The organism is Chitinimonas sp., from assembly GCF_041904975.1.
GTDB lineage: Bacteria > Pseudomonadota > Gammaproteobacteria > Burkholderiales > Chitinimonadaceae > Chitinimonas.
In genome coordinates this window covers 1-18,023 of sequence record NZ_JAYRLZ010000006.1, presented here as the reverse complement: position 1 = coordinate 18,023, position 18,023 = coordinate 1, and the positions used below count along the sequence as shown (strand labels likewise).

Here is an 18,023-nt window from a genome sequence, read left to right as displayed (position 1 = left end):
GACTTTCTCTGGAGACGTGTTCCCAAGCAAGAACATAGTCGCGCGCACGGTGTTGTGACGAAACTCATTGATGCAACTGCTAGCAGCATCCGCCTTCTGGTATCAAAGCGCGATACCCGAAGGTCCCATGTCATTCGGCTGCAGAGCGGGTAGCAACCGCCACCCGCTAGACCTTCGCCAAGGACTTCAGCGCCAGGCGGATACCGTCGTTGACCGATACTTCTTCCGGCAACAACTTGACCGCCGCAGCGGCCTCGCGCTCGTTGTAGCCGAGCGCCAGCAAGGCATTGGCAATATCGTCGCGCGGGCTCGCCGGCAGCGCCACCGTGCCCGCCAGCTTGGGCGCCACGGCACTGGTGCCGGCCAACTTGCCGCGCAACTCCAGGCACAGGCGCTCGGCGGTCTTCTTGCCGATGCCGGGCACCTTGGCCAGCCGCGCAGCGTCTTCGCGCTCGATGGCTGCCGCCAGCTCCTCGCTGCTCATGCCCGACAGCACCGCCAGCGCGATCTTCGGGCCGATGCCGGACACCTTGATAAGCTGCCGGAAGGTCTCGCGCTCGCCACGGCTGGCAAAGCCGAACAAGAGCTGGGCATCCTCGCGCACCACAAAATGGGTGTAGAGCGAGGCAATCTCGCCGGCATGCGGCAGCACATACAGGGTGGACATCGGCACATCGACTTCATAGCCGACCCCGCCGACATCGAGCAGGATTTGCGGTGGGTGTTTTTCCAGCACGGTGCCGGTGAGTTTGCCGATCATGGGCTTTCCTGTATTTCGATGGAGGAATCGTTAGTTCGACTGATTCAGAGTGCCTACAAAGCGCAATACAGCCTTGGCCGCCATCTGTGGCGCCATCTGAAGCAGCATGTGCGGTGCATCGATATCGTGAATTGTCGTCGCTTGGTGCAGACGGGCAATACGATCAGCTTCTTTCCTGGGAATGAGCCAGTCTCGTTTCCCGCGCAAATAGAACAATGGAACCGACATCCGCGCCAGCTTTGCGCGCACATCGACTCTTAAAACTTCAGCGAGCCGCGCAGCCAAAATGGCGGCCGTGCTTTCACCAAGCGCACGGCGGAAAGCAACACGCCTTTGGGCATCCGGAAACCCGCTGAACAATACAAATTCGCCCGGAAGAACAGGCAAGGGCATCCATTTCACCAGTCCGGCCAATCGACGAGCTGGCGGCATGGGGGATTGGGCAAACGAGCAGCACAGAATGACGCCCTTCAAGCCTGGTGGCCGTTTTGCCGCAAGGGAAATAGCCAACGGCCCTGAGAATGACTCGCCTAACAATACGTACGGTTGCGCTTGCGGAAGCTGGCCTTCAAGCCAAGATTCAAGGGCGGCATAGGAAAGTGCGCGATCGTTAGGGAAAGAAAAGCGCCGAATGCTGACGGCACTACCAAGTTCCGCCTCAAAGTCGGCAAACAACATCCCGGTCCCATCCATGCCCGGCAGTAGCACCACGGTGATCACAAACTCACCCAGCGTCCACGCCGCGACTTGTACCCCGCCTGCGCAATCAACCCGCCCTGGTGGTTAGCATGGGTCAGCGCGCAGGCCAGCGCATCGGCTGCGTCAGACTGGGGGGCGCCGTTGAGCTGGAGCAGGCGCTGCACCATATGGCTGACCTGCTCCTTGGCGGCATGGCCGTTGCCTACCACCGCCTGCTTGACCTGCAAGGCCGTGTATTCAGCCACCGGCAGGCCGGCCAGCACCAGCGCGGAAATGGCGGCACCGCGCGCCTGGCCGAGCAGGAGCGTTGATTGCGGATTGACGTTGACGAATACCAGCTCGACCGCGGCGCAATCAGGCCGGTGTTGCCGGCATACCGCCGCAATGCCATCGAGCAGCACTTTCAGCCGCTCGGGCAGGCTGCCCTCGCCGGAGCGGATGCAGCCGCTGGCGATATAACTACGGTTTTGGCCGGCACTGTCGATAATGCCAAAGCCGGTGGTGCGCAGACCGGGGTCGATGCCGAGGATACGAATGGTGAACTCCTGTGCCCGCCACTGAGAAATGTCCAGGAACTTGCAGTGCTATGCTGACGATTATATCGTCCGCCCCCCGAAGCCGGGCCACCGCCATTTGACGGATGCCGTTGCGATGAGTGTGAACGTCAAAAAATATTTCCCGCAAAACCCGCAGTTATCAGACGACGCCATGATCGATGGCTTCCGTCTTGGCAGCGCGGTGTTTGCCAATCTGCGCACGGTGGCGTTTTCCTTGCCGCTCAGCCGCGACCAGCTATTGTTCCTCACCCCGTCGGCCTCCGAGCTGTATGGTGAGCAGGTCGATCTGCTTGCCCTGCATCCCAACTTCTGGCTTGAGGCGATTCATCCTGAAGATCAGCCAGCCGTGTGGCTGGGCCTCGATAAATTGCGCGACGCCGATCGCGGTGAGCTGAGCTTTACCTACCGGCTGATGGCCAGCAATGGCGACACCATCTGGGTGCTGCATCGCTGTCACCTCGCCTGCAATGAAGCAGGCGTGCCGATCCGCATCGACTGCATGGTTACCCCCTGCCCGCCACCTGCCGCCCCACAAGCGCGCCATGAAATCGGCAATGCGGTGTTTTCGGCTGCCGCTGACGCCCTGCTGGTGCGCGATGCCAACACGCTGGCCCTGATCGATGCCAACGCGGCGGCACTGGCACTGCTGCATTGCGGCCGTGCAGAACTGCTACGCCACGACCTTGCCGACTTCTCTGCCCGCCATGAGGGCTTCGACGCCCGTGCGGAAGCCGCCTATGTCGAAGGGGCGCGCCAGGGGCGGCCGCAGCGGTATGAATGGCTGCTGGCGCCGCGCGAGGGGCAGCCGCGCTGGGTGGAGGCGGTGACCAGCCGCTTGCGCCATGGCGAGCGCGATTGCCTGCTGACCGCCTTGCGCGATATCGATGTACAGCGCCACGAGAATGACCGCCACACCCTGGCCCATGAGCTGCTCGATCGCAGCTATGACGCCATTGGCACCGCCGACCCGACCGGCCAGATGACCAGCCTCAACGCATCCGGCCTGCGCATGCTGGGCCTGACCGCCGATGCGGTAGCCGATCTGTTCATGACCGACTTGCTGCCCGCTTGGGCCCAGCCACATTTTCTGCATACCTGCCTGCCGCTGGCTACCAAGGATGGCTTGTGGCGCGGCGAAATGGCCCTGGTCAGCGCCGAAGGCCGCAGCCTGCCGGTACTGCTGACCGTATTGGCGCACAAACGCGGTCGCGCCTTGAAAGGCTATAGCCTGATCGCCCAGGATGTGGCGGCTTACAAGCTGGCCGAGCAGCGCTACAAGCGAGACAAGGAAGCGCTGGAAGGTGACAAGCTGCTCAAGGACAAATTGCTGGAAAACATCAGCGGCGGCTTGCTGGGCCCGCTTGAGCAGCTGCGGCAGATCGTCCATGTGCTGGAACGCAACCCGCGCGATATCGACCGCGCCCTGCCGCATATGAAGCATGCGGTGGATCAAGCGCGCCGGCTGGTCGACGCGGCCGGCGAATTCATCCGCGCCGGTGCGCAGCAGGATTTGCCACCCGGGAAGTCCTGAGAAGAAAAGCACCCTCCTGCAAGGGGAGTGCCGGGGTATGGTGAGTCACAGGCAGAGGATCGTTGACCCCATCCCCTTCCCGACTATCCCCCTTGCAGGGATGGGCCGTAATTCTTGAATCGACTGCCGTCGCATCCAATCCAGAAACCCTAGCAAGCGTAGGGGCGGCAGATCAGCGCGTGCCTTCCGGCACCACGCCCAATTGATTGTCGCCACGCGCAAAGGTCCAGGCGCGGGTAATCGCCAGGATATCGGCCGGCTTGCCAGCGGCATCGACGATGCCGGCAGGCAGGCGCGGGAAGGGCGCGGACTGTTTGACGATGCGGATCGCCGCTTCATCCAGTTCCTTATTGCCGGAGCTGCGATTGATTTCGACGGCGGCCAAGGTGCCATCGGCACGGATTTCCACCGTGACCATCAGGCGGCCAGTCAGGCGCTGGCCGCGACCATCGCTTGGGTAATTGAGGGTGCCGACGCGCTCGATCTTGCTGCGCCAGCCATCGACATACTGCGCCTCCACCACGCCCTTGGTACGGGCGCCAACAAAGGCCTTGTGCGGTTTGCTCTGGTAGGCCTCGATCTCGCGGGCGATTTCGCCCTCCTGGCGCAGGATCTCGCTCGCCTGGCGCTTTTGCGCATCCGGATTCACGCCCTTGTTCGGCTGTGACTCCGGCTTGGCGGCATCGGCAATCAGGCGCGAGGCATCATTGAGCTGGCTGAGCAGGCGGCTTTGCCGTGCTTCTTCATTAAGCACCTGCTGGCTGGATTGACTGAGCTCGCTGCTGGCATCCAGCAATTGCTGCGCCGGCAGCGGGGTCTTGATATGGCGATTGGCCAGATCGGTATTGCCACCACCTTCCAGATTCGCCTGGGCCAATTGCTCGGCCTTGAGAGGCGCCCGGGTCGAGTGGGCGTTAACCAGCACGATATCGAGCGGTGCGCTGTTGAACAGTGTGCGCGGGTCAATATCGCCAAAGCGCAGCAGGCCGATGGTAAGGGCGTGCACCAGTACCGACAGCACCACGGTGATCGTGAACAGGCGGTTATCGGGCGGCGGTGGGGTAAAGGCGTCGTTGGAAGACATTGATCGTGAAAACAGGCTGATTTGCCGCGCGGCAGTTTAGCACAGCCCCGCCCTGCTGCCGTCCGAACGAATTGCGCCAGGCTTGTTGCAGGTCTAACATCCTTGCAGATTTGCGGCAGCGCCTTGCGCTCTGCCGATGTTCAACTCAATAGGTAAACCATGAAGTCACTGTTTGTAGCGTCCGCCCTGCTGGCGGCCACTGCGGCTTTTGCCGCGCCCGACGGGCAAGCCATTGCAGCCAAGCATAACTGCCTCGCCTGCCACGCGGTCGACCACAAGATCGTTGGCCCCGCCTATAAGGATGTTGCCGCAAAGTACAAGGGCGATGCCAACGCGGCAGCCCGGCTTGCCGCCAAGGTCAAGGCTGGCGGGGTGGGCGTGTGGGGCAATATCCCGATGCCGGCGCAACAGATCAGCGATGCTGACGTAAAGATCATCGTCAACTGGGTATTGACCAGCAAATAAGCACAGGCTTGCCCTGGAGCGAGGCGAAAACGACGCGGTTGCCATTTCCGGTTGCCAGCCGCGAAAGAGGGCAGTAAGCTCGCGCCCCGCATCGATATTACCCGGGGACATTTGGAGGCAAATCGCCGCCAAGTCCGCAACCCGAGTGGAGACAAACATGGCCAAGAAACTGACCGAACAGGACATCCTGAACTGGCAAGGCGACGATTACATGAACGAGGATCACCTCGCCTTTTTCCGCCAGCGCCTCTTGGACATGAAGCGCGAGCTGCTGGAAAACGCGACGGCGACCAGCGCCCACCTTCAGGAACAGGAAGCGACCCCCGATCCAGCCGACCGCGCCACCCTTGAAGAAGAGTACGCGCTGGAATTGCGCACCCGCGATCGCGAACGCAAATTGCTGCTGAAGATCGACGCCACCGTAAAGAAGATCGACGACGGTGACTACGGTTACTGCGACGACACTGGCGAGCCGATCGGCCTGCCGCGCCTGTTGGCGCGCCCTACCGCCTCCCTCACCGTGGAAGCGCAAGAGCGCCGCGAACGGATGAAAAAGCAGTTCGCTGACTAAGCATGCAAGCAAAACCGCCAGCCCCGCTGGCGGTTTTGCTTTGAGCCCGCACGCCTGCGCCGATCGCCACGATCTGGCGCCTTATTCGCGCCACCGCATTCTGCGGCCCACAAAGTTATTTGCGCGCAGACTGACCTCTGGCTACCCTAGTCGGCCCGAATCCACGCACAAGCTGCCGCCATGCTGTTCCAGACCGACGACGTCCGCATCAAAGAAATCAAGGAATTGCTCCCGCCCATTGCCGCGCTGGAGAAATTTCCGGTTACCGAAGTAGCCACCACCACCACCTTCCAGGCACGCCAGGCGATCCATCGCATCCTTACCGGCGACGATGACCGCCTGCTGGTGGTGATCGGCCCCTGCTCGATCCATGACCCGGCCGCCGCGCTGGAATACGGCCGGCGCCTGCTGGCGGTGCATGAAGAGCTGGCGCGCGATCTGCTGATCGTGATGCGGGTCTACTTCGAAAAGCCACGCACCACGGTGGGCTGGAAAGGCCTGATCAACGACCCGCACCTCGATGGCAGCTTCGATATCAACAACGGACTGCGCATTGCCCGCAAGCTGCTGCTCGATCTGAACGATATCGGCGTGCCGGCCGCCACCGAATTCCTTGACATGATCACGCCGCAATACTTTGCCGACCTGATCAGCTGGGGCGCCATCGGCGCACGCACCACCGAGTCGCAAGTCCACCGCGAGCTGGCATCGGGCCTCTCCTGCCCGGTCGGCTTCAAGAACGGCACCGACGGCAATCTGAAAATCGCCATCGATGCGATCCGCGCCGCCAGTGTGCCGCACCACTTCCTGTCGGTGACCAAGTTCGGCCACTCCGCCATTGTTGCCACCGGCGGCAACCCGGATTGCCACGTCATCCTGCGTGGCGGCAAGACACCCAATTACGACGCCGACCATGTCGCCGCCGCGGTCAAGGACCTGGCCGGCGCCGGCCTGCCGGAAAAAGTGATGGTGGATTTCAGCCATGCCAATGCCAGCAAGGATTTCCGCAAGCAGATGCTGGTGGCCGACGACGTTGCCAGCCAGATCGCATCGGGCAGCCAGGCGATTTTCGGCGTGATGGTGGAAAGCCATCTGCACGAAGGTCGCCAGGACCTGGTCGAAGGCAAGCCGCTCAGCTATGGCCAGAGCATTACCGATGCCTGCATCGGCTGGGACGATAGCGTGGCGGTGCTGCACAAGCTGGCCGCAGCCGTATCGGCGCGGCGCAATAAACGCTAGGCCGCAGCGAGACGACTGATTCGGTACTCCCGATCAGAACCCGCGCAGCGCTTCATCGCGGGTTCTGATTTGCATTCGCAAAAGCCCGGCCGGTCAAGTTTCAGCTTCGCTTCAGTCGCGCCACAGGATCATGCCCCCTTTTTCAAGGAGGCATCATGAAGCGAACACTCTTTGGCGCAATGGCAACGGTGCTTGCAATCGGGAGCTTGCTGACTGCTTGCAATAGCCAGGATCAGCAAGCGCTCAGCAACCCGCAAGCATTGACCTGCAGCGCCCAGCAACCCAATGCGAGTCCGGCGCAGCAACAAGCTTGTACCGGCAATCTGGCAGACAGGGCCGACAAGGCGTTGCAACCATTTCTGTCTGAGAACGGCATCAGCGCAGCAAGCGTCGCCATTGTGAAGGATGGCGTGGTGCTGTATCAGCGTGGCTTCGGTCACCTTGACGCAAACAGGCAACGCCCGCTGCCAGCCGATGCCCTGTTCATGACCGCCAGCATCGTCAAGCCGGTCACCGCAGCAGCGGTACAAAAGCTTAGGCAGGGAGGCTTTCTAGCACTGAGCGACCATGTATTCTGTTCAGGCAATAACAGGCCTTGCTGGCTGTCAGGATTCCAGGCAACCGGGGCCGACCCGCGCATCGCCGACATCACCATTGCACACCTGCTTGACCACCAAGGCGGCTGGGACACCGATATCTCGGGAGACCCGCTGATTAGCGAAGCGGCAATCCAGCAGGCACTTGGCTTGAATTTGCCGCCGACCCGCAGCGATATCATTCGTGCCGTTACGGCGCAGCCTTTGGACTTCGTCCCGGGAACACGCAGTGCCTATTCGAATTTCGGCTACTTGCTGCTCGGTCTGATCATCGAGCAAGCCAGCCACGCCACCTACCTAACCTATGTACAAACGGCTGTATTGCAGCCACTAGGTATTGCGCAGGGCGACTTCGTCGCCGCGCCGTCGCTGCTGAAAGACCGAGGCCAACGGGAGCCGATCTATTTGACATCGGTACAGGCCTACAGCGTATTCAAGCCCGGCACCATGGTGTCAGCGCTGGACGGCGCCATCAATGCCGAAAATTGGCAAGCAGCCGGGAGCGTACTCTCGACAGCCCCCGCGCTGGCAAAGTTCGCCGGCCACTACCGGATACCAGAAGGAACCTTGCTCAATGGGCAGCATAACAACGGTGGCTTCACCGGAGCTGATCCTGGCGTAGCGACCCTGATGCGCCAGCTGCCCTCCGGCACCAGCTATGTCGTGATGATGAACAAACTCGACGACAAACAACCATCCGGCCCGGGTTCGTATCAACTTAAAGTACTTGCCTTGCTGGAGGAAGCAATTGCTGGCGCAGGACTGTAGCGGACGACCCAACCCGCCGGGCCGATCGAATTGACGCTTTGTCCCCGGGCCTCACCGCATCAATTGCCGCATTGCCGCCAACAAGCGCAACTCCGCCCGTACATGTCGCTCCACCTCTTGCCGGCTCGGCTGGCCGGCCAGCGTTGCCGGCACCTCGTCCGGTGCGATGCCGAGCGCGGCGCACAGATCGATGGCGGAGGGGTCGGACGCGACATGTGCAGCGGGTTCCGGGCGATGGGCCTGCCGGCAAGCCGGCACGGCCAGGTTTTCCTGCACCTCTTCCGGCGCCAGCATGGTTATGCCGAATTCCGGCTCTTCCGCCTCGATCATCGCCAGCAGGTCCGACGCCAGCAAAGGCTCGCCGATGGCGACGCAGTGCTCGGTCAGTACGCCAGCCATCGGCGTCAGCACGATATGCGCTTCGCCCGCCACCGCCAGGCGCACCAAGGGCACGTCGGCCTGCACCCGTGCACCGGCAAGGACCAGCCATTCGGTGACAACGGCCGGTGCGTCGAGATCATGGGGAGCGCAAACCAGATGGGTGGTGATCGGCATGATGGGCGGGTATGGAGAGTACAGCGCCCATCTTGATGGCTAGGCGCGGCTTTGGCAACGCGCGGCTATTCCTGGATATCGATACTGCCCGGCCGGCTGGCGGCCAGATGGCGCAATTGCGCCTGCAAGCCCGGCGCTCCTTGCAAGGCAGCGGCCAGCTGCGCATTGCCGCCCCGCCCTGCCAGGCCTTGGTTGAGCAATTGCTGAGCCGTTTGCACCAGCGATGTTGCGCCGGTTCCCGCTGCTGGCGCCGCCTCAGCCAATAGCGCCTTGAGTGCTGGCGACACATTCAGCTTGCCGCGCGCATTGTAGGTCAGCGGGGCGTCATCGCCACCACCCAGAGTGACCAGATCCTGGCTCTGTTCCTGATCGGCAAGCCTTGCCGGTGCAGGAGATGCCGCAGGCAAGCTGCCAGCCGGGCTGGCTGGCGGCTGGCTCAGCGCTGTGCTGAGCTGGCTGAGGGCTGCTGCAAGCGACGACAGGGTGGTAACGGTATTGTTCATGTCCATGCTCCGGCGCAATGCCCTTGCCGTAGCAAGGAGTGCGCCTGCAGCCAGGGCAGCGACAACCAAGCTGATTCACCAAACAGCAGCTCGCCCGCGCCCGCCGCCCCGGCAAAGCCAAAGCGCGGCAGATCGACCTCAAGCCTGGCTACTGCGGCGAACGGTGTTGATCAAGCAGGCGTTTAACACCTATGGTGACGAAGTCATCACCTGATGCCGCATCAGGGCCGTGTCGTTCACCGCATACGGAGGCCGCTCGATGAAACTGACTGTGCTTGCCCGCTGTCTGGGCCTGCTGGTTCTCGCTTCCAACCCGGCATGGGCGACAGATACCCTGCGCCTGTGCCACGAGGACAATGAAGCCTATCCGTGGATCCTGGACAAGCAGCCTGGATTGTATGGCACGCTGGCAAAGCTGGCCGAGCCAAGGCTGTCGATGCACATCGTGGTAAGCCGCCTGCCATGGAAGCGCTGCCTGGCCAGTGTGGGCAATGGCAGCCAGGACGGCGTGCTCGGCGCCGGCTATTTGCCGGAGCGATGCGCAATCGGCGTCTATCCGGGCAAGTCGGGCTGCGAGCCCAATGCGGATTTACGCCTGTATATCGACCGCTTCGCCCTGTATCGCCACCTGGAAGCCAAATTAAGCTGGGATGGCAAGCGTTTGCTGGGAAATAGCCGGCCGGTTGCAGTGCAGCCGGGGTTTGTTGCCGCCCGCTTGCTCAAGGATATCGGCGTGGCGACCGACGAAACCGAAAAAGACCCGGCACAGATGCTGCGCAAGATCAGCGTCAATATGAATGAGGCTGCCGTAATCCAGACTGCCATTGCCGATCGCCTGCTGCGCGAGACACCGGGCCTTGCCATCTATGTAGAGCGGATGACGCCGGTGTTCGTCGAGTATCCGGCCTATCTGATGCTGTCGCACCAGTTTGTCAGCGCCAACCCGGGCCGCGCCCAGCGGGTATGGCAGGCCTTCGTCGAAACGCGCGATTCAAACGCCTACCAGGCAAGCAAGGCTGCCTTGGGTTTCAATGAGGCGGATTGACCAGCCGGGCCTCTACGGCCTTCGCTGCCACAGCCAGATAGGGTGCGCATCATTGGGCGTTTAGGCACAGCTGCGGTGTGGCTGCCGCAGCTTGGCTGGCTTACTTTACAATGCCCTCCCGATATGACCCATCCTGCCATGCTTCCGCTGATCATCAATCTTGCGCCAACCGGCATGGTGCCTACCAAGGCTCAATCCCCGCATCTCCCCCTGGCCAGCGCCGAAATTGCCGCAGACTGTGCCGAGGCGGTCACGCTGGGCGCGACGATGTTGCACTTGCACGCGCGCGATGCCGATGGCGAGCCCAGCTGTGATCCCCACATTATTGCTGAACTGATAGCGAGGGTAAGAGCCGCTGCGCCAGGGGCCGTGATCGTGGCCACAACCAGCGGGCGACGGGTGCAAGCCGTAGAAAGTCGCGCAAGCTGCCTATGGCTGGAAGGGGATGCCAAGCCGGATATGGCGAGCCTGACCCTCAGTTCCTTGAACTTCGCTAGCGAAGCCAGCCTGAACCCGCCTCAAACCATCATGCGACTGGCGAGCATCATGCAGGAGCGCGGCATTCGGCCCGAGCTGGAAGTGTTCGATCTGGGCATGGTCAATTTCGCCAAAATATTGATCGACAAGGGGCTGCTCCAGCCGCCTTTCTATTTCAACATCCTGCTCGGCAACGCGGCCTCCGCTCAGGCCAGCTTGTTGCATCTCGGCGCCCTGGTTGCCGATCTACCGCCGCAATCCATCTGGTCAGTTGGCGGCATTGGCCGCTTTCAAACTCAGGCGGTGGCGCTTGGTGTTGCCTTGGGGCATGGAATACGAACCGGGCTGGAAGACAACCTCTGGCTGGATCAGGAACGCAGCAAGCCGGCCAGCAACGCACAATTGCTGGCCCGTGCCGTGGCACTGGCCAAAGCCCAAGACCGCGCCATCGCCACGGCGGCCGAAGTACGCAGCCGGCTCGGGCTGGAGGCGCGACATGCCTGAGTCTCCGAGCAAGCTGGTGATCTTTGGTGCCAGCAATATCCTGTCCGATCTGTTCGACTGCGCACTGGCCAATCAACTGCAGCCAACAAAGGTCGTGCTGCACCATCCTGAGCCAGCCGGCGAGCGCGATATCCCGCTGAATGACCGCCTGGCTGCCTTGGCGGCACATTGTCCGCCCCCGCTTGTGCAAGCCCTGGATCAATTCCAGCCTGCCGATGACGAATGCTATCTGCTTGGTCCGACCACGCCCGCGCGTGCCGAGCTGGCAGATGAAATCCTGCGGCGCTTCGGCTTGTCGTTCTGCTCCCTGATCCACCCTACTGCCTATGTGTCACCCCTGGCCCGATTAGGGCAAGGGGTATTTATCGGCGCAAAAAGTGTCGTAGGCCCGAATGCCACGCTGCACGACCATGTATTCGTGAATCGGGGCGTCACCATCGGTCACGACACCGAGGTCCAGTCGTTCTCGCGTATCCAGCCCGGCGCCAATGTCGGCGGCCTGACCCGAATCGGCAAGGGGGTGACCATCGGGCTAGGCGCCAATGTACTGGAGCGTCTGGTGATCGAATCGGGCAGCTTTGTCGGTGCCGGCGCGGTAGTCACTGCCGACGTGCCGGCCAATGTACTGGTGGTGGGCATACCAGCCAAAATCAAGAAGTCGCTGCACGAAATAGCGCAGTAATCCGCTTTTCGGGGCGCACAATGATTTCCAGCGTGTTCAGTTCCGGCAGCCATCGCTTACCGCAATGGGGACGACTCGCTTACTGAGGTACCGCCAATCGGGGTGCAGCCACGGCAATGGCTTTATGCATAGCAGCCAGCAGGCTAGGGCCGCCGGCCTCTACATCCAGTTGCTGCCGGAACCGCTGCTGCAATGCCGCCCCCATGGTACGGCGTGCTGCTGCCGAGTTGCATAGCGCCACCAATCCGTCGCGATACTGTTCAAGATTGGTGTAGGCCCATTCACCAACCTTGTCGCCGCCATCGCCACCGGCCAGCGATACCACGGCGAGGCCAGCCGCCATCGCTTCGGCAACACTGAAGCCACCGCCGACACGCGGTGGGTTGACATAGATATCAGCCATTCTTATCAAATCGCCGAGACCTTCTGTCACACCCACAGCCCGGATCTGTCCAGGGAAAGCCGCCCTAAGCCGCTCGGGCACAGTCTCCGTGCCGGCCAAGAGCCAACGGATTTCGGGATGGCCCGCCAGAATCGCGTTGACCATATCAGCCCACTCTTCGCTTATTTCATGCGCCAAGCGCCCGCCCGAACTTAGCCAGACCAGCTCGTCACGCCGCAGATTGAAGCTGTTCCGGCTTAGCCGCCCCGCGGCCGCCGCACCACGAATCCGGAACGGGTGATGATGAACCACCGGCAGCGCAGTTTCGGGCCAGCATATCGTCTCAAGCTTCGCATCTGCACTGGGTGCCAGCCAGACATCCAGCGGCGCTAGTGGTGCAAAAGCAAATACGTTCAAGCCAACGACCGGCCGAAGAGCATGCAAGACGGCCGCCAGTGGCGAATACAGGCCGACCATCAGTACCACGTCGGGGTCAAATGCAGCGATATGGCGGAACATATCAGCCCAGCGCGCCTGCAAGCGGTAGTGAGGGTCGTTCAAGCCCAGCAAGGAACCTTGCGGCAGACTAGCCGCCCAATGGTTCACATCCGGGGGCGGGAATTCAAACTTGCTGCCGCCCCCGCGAAACATATGCGGCTCGGGCGCCTGCAGCTCCTGGCAGGAAACCAGTTGTATTTTCAATCCGAGTTGCGCCAGCAAGCGCCATTGGTTTTCGGCCATAACGCTCGGCGGATGCAGTTGCGACCCAAGGCAAGGCACAACAACGGTCACTCGCTCGAGCCGGGAGATCTGTCGCCTTGGAAAATCTGCCGGCACGGCGTTTTCAGCCATCTGCGTCAGCTGCCTGAGCACTGCCGGGAAGCCCATGGACAGCAAGCTAGCGATGAATGAGGCGTGATCCGCACACACCTCCAGTGCGGATACCCAGCCCTGCGTGGCCAAGGCAACCAGTTGGTCCGCATTGGGCGGCTCTATCGCCAGAGCATGTGCCAACGCGCCTTCGAGATAGACTTGCTGCCTGGCGTAATCGGCCAGAAATGTCAGCCTTAGCACCTCTGCCTGATGATCATTGAAGGCCGCTGCCGCAAGCTGTTGCATGACATGCGCTCGAGCAGCCTGGTCGTTGCACTCTTGCCAGGCATTGGACAACCTCAACCAGCCCACAACATTTGCCGGCGCTGCGTACATTTGTTCGACCAGATCAAACAAATAGGCCGGCTTGGTCATCTTATCCGCCCTGCTCCGCCATCGCCGCCAGCAACTCGGCCTGGTGTTCGGCCAGCAAGGCGTCGGTCAGTTCGAACAGGTCGCCATCCATGATGTAGTCGAGCTTGTACAGGGTCAGGTTGATGCGGTGGTCGGTCATCCGTCCCTGCGGGAAGTTGTAGGTGCGGATGCGCTCGCTACGATCCCCCGAGCCGACCAGGGATTTGCGCATCGCCGCTTCCTTGGCATGGGCCTCGCGTTCCTGCTTGTCCTTGATGCGTGCGGCCAGCACCTGGAAGGCCTGAGCCTTGTTCTGGTGCTGGCTGCGGCCATCCTGGCACTCCACCACGATGCCGGTGGGGAAGTGGGTGATGCGCACCGCCGAATCGGTCTTGTTGATGTGCTGGCCGCCGGCGCCACTGGCGCGGAAGGTGTCGATGCGGATATCGCTGGGGTTGATGTTCACCTCTTCCAGCTCGTCGGCTTCCGGCATCACTGCCACGGTGCAGGCCGAGGTATGGATGCGGCCCTGCGACTCGGTTTCCGGCACCCGTTGCACCCGATGGCCACCGCTCTCGAACTTCAGCTTGGAATAGGCGCCCAGGCCGACGATGCGGGCGATCACTTCCTTGTAGCCGCCAAGATCGGATTCGCTGGCCGACACCACCTCCACCTGCCAGCGATTGCGCTCGGCAAAGCGCGAATACATGCGGAACAGATCGCCGGCAAACAAGGCCGATTCGTCACCGCCAGTGCCAGCGCGGATTTCCAGGAAGATATTGCGCTCGTCATTCGGGTCGCGCGGCAGCAGCGCCTTTTGCAGCTCAGCCTCCAAGGACTCGATGCGCTGGGCGCCATCGGCCAGCTCCATCTCGGCCAGCTCGCGCATATCCGGGTCGTCCAGCATGCTGCGGGCGGTGGCAAGATCAGCCTCGGTCTGCTGGAAGGTGCGGAACAGCTCGACCACCGGGGTCAATTCGGCATGCTCGCGGCTCAGCTTGCGAAAGCTGTCCATATCGCGGGTGGCTTCTTCGCTGGCGAGCAGCTGGTTCACTTCTTCCAGCCGGTCGGCAAGGTTGGCAAGTTTCTGGGCGATGCTCGGTTTCATTCGGCAGATTTCTGATAAAGGTTGGCTACGGCCTTTTCCATCCACAGCGAGGGCTTGGCAAGGTCGGTAAAGCCATATTGTCGGTACAGTTCATGCGCATCGCTGGTCAACAACATCCAGCGGCGCAGACCCTGCAGGTCGGGGTGGGCGCTGATGCATTCCATCAGCCACTTGGACAGTCCCTGCCCGCGGTAGGCAGGATCGATATACACATCGCCCAGATAGGCGATGGTGGCGCAGTCACTGATCACCCGGGCAAAACCGACCAGCGCCGCTTCATGGTAGACCCCGAAGCAGATGGCGCCGCGCACCGAGCGCAAAAAGGTGTCGAAGGGAATGTCCTTCGCCCAGTAGGTGCCGGCAATAAAGCGATGCGCAGTGGCGAGATCAAGGCGGGCCTGGTCGGTCGAGATCAGGTAGGCATCGCGCTGCCAGGTCGTTATCGATGTGCTCATGATGGTTTCACCCAGGAGCGGGATGCCTGCGATCATCGGTTTGCTATGCCGGACTGATCGCGGGCGCGACTCGCTCCTGCGGCACTATTCCTCGTCGTGAAGATGGTAAAGGCGGCGCACCGCATCGATCAGCTCGCCATGCTGGCTGGCTTCGGCCTGGTTCAAGGCGGCCAGCGGCGGGTGCAGCAGCTTGTTGGTCAGGCTCAGCGACAGTGATTCCAGCACGGCAGCCGGGTCTTCGCCCTTGGCCAGCAATTTGCCGGCGCGCTCCAGCTCATGGCGCCGCAAGCGCTCGGCCTGGTCGCGCAGGGCGCGGATGGTCGGCACCAGGGCGCGGTTGTCCAGCCATTGCATGAATTCATCGGCGCGAGCGTGGACAATGCTTTCCGCCTCGGCCACTGCCTGCTCGCGCTCGGCACGCCCCTGGCGCACCACTTCGGCCAGATCATCCACCGTGTACAGATACACATCGGGCAGACGCCCCACTTCCGGCTCGACATCGCGCGGCACCGCCAGGTCCACCATAAAGATCGGCCGGTGCTTGCGCGCCTTCACCGCCCGCTCCACCGCACCAAGGCCGATGATGGGCAGCTGGCTAGCGGTGCTGGTGACCACGATATCGTAGCCGGGCAGGCGCTCGGGCAATTCGGCCAGGGCAAAGGCATCGCCGCCAAACAGGCTGGCCAGCGCGGCGCCGCGCTCCAGGGTGCGATTGGCCACCGACAGCCGCCCCCGCTTTTTAGCGGCAAAATGGGTGGCGCATAACTCGATCATTTCGCCAGCACCGATAAACAGCACCGATAGCTCGGCAATATCGGGAAACAGGCGCTCGGCCAGCCGCACCGCCGCCGCCGCCATCGACACCGAATTGGCACCGATGGCAGTTTGGGTGCGCACTTCCTTGGCTACCGAAAATGCCTTCTGGAACAAGCCATTCAGGGTGGGACCGAGCGCGCCGATCTGCTGCGCCTCATCCACCGCATCCTTGAGCTGGCCGAGAATCTGCGTTTCGCCCAACACCATCGAATCGAGCCCGGAGGCGACACGAAACGCATGGGCGGCGGCCTCGCGGCCAGGCAGGTGGTAAAGATAGGGGCTGATTTCTTCGACCTTGAGCTGGCGCGATTGCGCCAGCCACTGCAACAGGGTGCTTTCATCGCGTGCAGCGCAGTAAAGCTCGGTGCGATTGCAGGTGGAGACGATGGCCGCCTCGTGAACGCCACGCATGCCGGCCAGCTCGGCCACCGCCGCTCTCAATTCGGCCGCGGTGAAGGCGAGCCGCTCCCGCACCGCAATGGGCGCAGTCTCATGATTGAGGCCAAGGGCGTACAGCGACATGCGAAAGCTTCGGGCAGATAAACCGCCGAATTCTACCTCAGCGGGCCATAGGCCGGCCAGAAAGGCTTATCGGCCAATCACTTGCTGCGCTGCTCGGCCTTGGGCAGCAAGCTGCGATAGGCAGGGCTGGCTTTCTGGCTCCGTATCGCTGCCCAGATCGCATCGATACGACCCGGGTTGGCCGCATGGGTCTTGCGGCTGATCAAAAGGTAGAGCGGCAGCACCTCATACGGCGGCGCAGCCAGGGCGATCTTGCCGGCAAAGCGCGGATCGGACTCCACCAGGCGCTCTGCCTCGTAGCCCTGCAACACCGCCACATCGGCAAAGCCCTCGGCCAGCAGGCGCAGGCCGGCTTCAGCAGACTTGACCGAGTCATTCACCGCCACACCGCGCTGGCGCAACAAATCGGCGACGATATAGCCGGTCTGTACCACCACTGAATGTGCCGGGCTGCTCAATAGTCTTCCATCCCATTTGCCGGGCCCGGCTTTGCGTAAAAACACATTGAAACGATCCTCACACAGCGCAGCATCTGGATCAGCACGGCCATCGGCCAGGGTTGGCGCTACGCTGAAGCTACGACGCTCTGGTGAATCGGCCGCGCTGATGATGCCGTCGAGTGCCCCGCTGCGCACTTCTTCCAGGCAACGCTTCCACGGCTTGGCAACAAAGACGAACTGCTCGCCCAGCTGCTTTTCCACCAGTTTGAGCAGGGATATGTTCAGGCCGCTGCCATCGGGCATGGTCCAGGGCGGCTGCGGCACATCCTCAAAGCACAGATGCAGCGGCGCCGCCTGCGCCCGCATGGCCGCCCACAACAGCATGATGAAGATCAGGCGAGACCTTCCCGACATGATTCTCTCCCTGCACAGTCACTGTCCCAGATTAGACAGCACGGCAGCGCTCTGCACAGGCAAGTGCACACAGCGGTAAGATGCGGTTTTTTGCGATACGCCCATGAAACAGATCAGCCCTGAAGTGCTTGCCGCCATGCTGGCGGACAGTGCCACCCCGCCACCGCTTTTGCTGGATGTGCGCGAGCCATGGGAATTCGCCCTGTGCGCCATCGCCGGCAGCGTCAACCAGCCGATGAACAGCATTCCCGCCGTGGTGGATACACTCGATGGCGAGCGCCCCACCGTGGTGATTTGCCACTATGGCATGCGCAGCTATCAGGTCGGCGTCTTCCTCGAGCGGGCCGGCTTTGACGCTATCTACAATCTGGCAGGCGGTGTGGCGGCCTGGGCCGAACAAGTCGAGCCGACCATGGCGCGTTACTGAGATGCTTGGGCTCAGTAGACATTTTGTCGGCGGATCGCGTTTCGTCGGGAAACCGCCGTGTGCAAGGCACGCGCGCAGCGTAGTCATCTACGTCAGTGTGCGACAACGCAGCAAACGGCGGTTTTCCGACGAAACCCACAGGGCCGGGTCGAGTTTTGCGGCAAGGCTGCGGTGTCATTAGCTGACATGGCCCGCC

The 18,023-nt window shown here is 62.0% G+C and carries 20 protein-coding genes; 9 read left to right on the top strand and 11 right to left on the bottom strand.

Annotated features, from left to right (window positions below; translation table 11 throughout):
- Window positions 1–166: 166 nt before the first annotated feature.
- Genes ruvA through ruvC form a run of 3 tightly spaced genes read right to left on the bottom strand, consistent with a single transcriptional unit; the run spans window position 167 to window position 1,995 of the window.
- Window positions 167–760: a Holliday junction branch migration protein RuvA gene (gene ruvA, locus ACE3OH_RS01100; protein ID WP_374347348.1), complete on the bottom strand. Its 594-nt coding sequence runs from the start codon at window positions 758–760 to the stop codon at window positions 167–169.
- Between the two features lie 30 nt (window positions 761–790).
- Window positions 791–1,480, bottom strand: coding sequence for an alpha/beta fold hydrolase (locus ACE3OH_RS01095; RefSeq protein WP_374347346.1), 690 nt, complete (start codon window positions 1,478–1,480; stop codon window positions 791–793).
- Window positions 1,477–1,995 carry a crossover junction endodeoxyribonuclease RuvC gene (gene ruvC, locus ACE3OH_RS01090; RefSeq protein ID WP_374347410.1) on the bottom strand — a complete coding sequence of 173 codons (519 nt, stop codon included), beginning with the start codon at window positions 1,993–1,995 and terminating at the stop codon, window positions 1,477–1,479. Before ruvC ends, ACE3OH_RS01095 begins: the two co-directional genes overlap by 4 nt.
- 115 nt (window positions 1,996–2,110) lie before the next feature.
- Between ruvC and ACE3OH_RS01085 the strand changes: the two genes are divergently transcribed.
- Window positions 2,111–3,547 (top strand): PAS domain-containing protein, encoded by a 1,437-nt coding sequence (locus ACE3OH_RS01085; RefSeq protein WP_374347343.1) that lies wholly within the window; start codon window positions 2,111–2,113, stop codon window positions 3,545–3,547.
- A gap of 172 nt (window positions 3,548–3,719) precedes the next feature.
- Here the strand turns inward: ACE3OH_RS01085 and ACE3OH_RS01080 are convergent, their stop codons facing one another.
- Window positions 3,720–4,631 carry an energy transducer TonB gene (locus tag ACE3OH_RS01080; protein ID WP_374347341.1) on the bottom strand — a complete coding sequence of 304 codons (912 nt, stop codon included), beginning with the start codon at window positions 4,629–4,631 and terminating at the stop codon, window positions 3,720–3,722.
- Between the two features lie 159 nt (window positions 4,632–4,790).
- Between ACE3OH_RS01080 and ACE3OH_RS01075 the strand changes: the two genes are divergently transcribed.
- The 4 genes from ACE3OH_RS01075 (at window position 4,791) to ACE3OH_RS01060 (ending at window position 8,270) form a co-directional block, all read left to right on the top strand.
- On the top strand, window positions 4,791–5,096 hold the full coding sequence (locus ACE3OH_RS01075; RefSeq protein WP_374347339.1) for a c-type cytochrome: 306 nt from the start codon (window positions 4,791–4,793) through the stop codon (window positions 5,094–5,096).
- Between the two features lie 157 nt (window positions 5,097–5,253).
- Window positions 5,254–5,667, top strand: coding sequence for an RNA polymerase-binding protein DksA (dksA, locus tag ACE3OH_RS01070; protein WP_374347337.1), 414 nt, complete (start codon window positions 5,254–5,256; stop codon window positions 5,665–5,667).
- Between the two features lie 180 nt (window positions 5,668–5,847).
- Window positions 5,848–6,906, top strand: coding sequence for a 3-deoxy-7-phosphoheptulonate synthase AroG (aroG, locus tag ACE3OH_RS01065; protein ID WP_374347335.1), 1,059 nt, complete (start codon window positions 5,848–5,850; stop codon window positions 6,904–6,906).
- Window positions 6,907–7,061: 155 nt separating this feature from the next.
- Window positions 7,062–8,270 (top strand): serine hydrolase domain-containing protein, encoded by a 1,209-nt coding sequence (locus ACE3OH_RS01060; RefSeq protein WP_374347333.1) that lies wholly within the window; start codon window positions 7,062–7,064, stop codon window positions 8,268–8,270.
- A 51-nt stretch (window positions 8,271–8,321) separates the two neighbouring features.
- Here the strand turns inward: ACE3OH_RS01060 and ACE3OH_RS01055 are convergent, their stop codons facing one another.
- Both ACE3OH_RS01055 and ACE3OH_RS01050 read right to left on the bottom strand, forming a co-directional pair.
- Complete coding sequence (locus tag ACE3OH_RS01055; protein WP_374347331.1) at window positions 8,322–8,825, bottom strand: hypothetical protein; 504 nt, start codon at window positions 8,823–8,825, stop codon at window positions 8,322–8,324.
- Between the two features lie 65 nt (window positions 8,826–8,890).
- Window positions 8,891–9,328 (bottom strand): hypothetical protein, encoded by a 438-nt coding sequence (locus ACE3OH_RS01050; protein WP_374347328.1) that lies wholly within the window; start codon window positions 9,326–9,328, stop codon window positions 8,891–8,893.
- A gap of 259 nt (window positions 9,329–9,587) precedes the next feature.
- On the opposite strand from ACE3OH_RS01050, the gene ACE3OH_RS01045 reads away from it, so the two are divergent.
- The 3 genes from ACE3OH_RS01045 to ACE3OH_RS01035 all read left to right on the top strand — a co-directional run bounded on the left by ACE3OH_RS01045 (window position 9,588) and on the right by ACE3OH_RS01035 (window position 12,036).
- Window positions 9,588–10,373 (top strand): hypothetical protein, encoded by a 786-nt coding sequence (locus ACE3OH_RS01045; RefSeq protein ID WP_374347325.1) that lies wholly within the window; start codon window positions 9,588–9,590, stop codon window positions 10,371–10,373.
- A 123-nt stretch (window positions 10,374–10,496) separates the two neighbouring features.
- The gene (locus ACE3OH_RS01040; protein WP_374347323.1) at window positions 10,497–11,354 is read left to right on the top strand and encodes a 3-keto-5-aminohexanoate cleavage protein; all 858 of its coding nucleotides are present in this window, start codon (window positions 10,497–10,499) and stop codon (window positions 11,352–11,354) included.
- Window positions 11,347–12,036 carry a hypothetical protein gene (locus ACE3OH_RS01035; RefSeq protein ID WP_374347321.1) on the top strand — a complete coding sequence of 230 codons (690 nt, stop codon included), beginning with the start codon at window positions 11,347–11,349 and terminating at the stop codon, window positions 12,034–12,036. Before ACE3OH_RS01040 ends, ACE3OH_RS01035 begins: the two co-directional genes overlap by 8 nt.
- A gap of 79 nt (window positions 12,037–12,115) precedes the next feature.
- On the opposite strand, the gene ACE3OH_RS01030 is transcribed toward ACE3OH_RS01035, so the two are convergent.
- The 5 genes from ACE3OH_RS01030 to ACE3OH_RS01010 all read right to left on the bottom strand — a co-directional run bounded on the left by ACE3OH_RS01030 (window position 12,116) and on the right by ACE3OH_RS01010 (window position 17,400).
- Window positions 12,116–13,666, bottom strand: a complete 1,551-nt coding sequence (locus ACE3OH_RS01030) for a glycosyltransferase (protein ID WP_374347319.1) — start codon at window positions 13,664–13,666, stop codon at window positions 12,116–12,118.
- Window position 13,667: 1 nt separating this feature from the next.
- Window positions 13,668–14,753: a peptide chain release factor 1 gene (gene prfA, locus ACE3OH_RS01025; RefSeq protein WP_374347317.1), complete on the bottom strand. Its 1,086-nt coding sequence runs from the start codon at window positions 14,751–14,753 to the stop codon at window positions 13,668–13,670.
- Complete coding sequence (locus ACE3OH_RS01020; RefSeq protein WP_374347315.1) at window positions 14,750–15,208, bottom strand: GNAT family N-acetyltransferase; 459 nt, start codon at window positions 15,206–15,208, stop codon at window positions 14,750–14,752. Before ACE3OH_RS01020 ends, prfA begins: the two co-directional genes overlap by 4 nt.
- Window positions 15,209–15,292: 84 nt before the next feature.
- The gene (hemA, locus tag ACE3OH_RS01015; protein ID WP_374347313.1) at window positions 15,293–16,546 is read right to left on the bottom strand and encodes a glutamyl-tRNA reductase; all 1,254 of its coding nucleotides are present in this window, start codon (window positions 16,544–16,546) and stop codon (window positions 15,293–15,295) included.
- A gap of 77 nt (window positions 16,547–16,623) precedes the next feature.
- A complete protein-coding gene (locus tag ACE3OH_RS01010; protein ID WP_374347311.1) occupies window positions 16,624–17,400 on the bottom strand; it encodes a substrate-binding periplasmic protein in 777 nt (258 codons plus the stop codon).
- A 103-nt stretch (window positions 17,401–17,503) separates the two neighbouring features.
- On the opposite strand from ACE3OH_RS01010, the gene ACE3OH_RS01005 reads away from it, so the two are divergent.
- Complete coding sequence (locus ACE3OH_RS01005) at window positions 17,504–17,827, top strand: rhodanese-like domain-containing protein (RefSeq protein ID WP_374347309.1); 324 nt, start codon at window positions 17,504–17,506, stop codon at window positions 17,825–17,827.
- Window positions 17,828–18,023 lie beyond the last annotated feature (196 nt).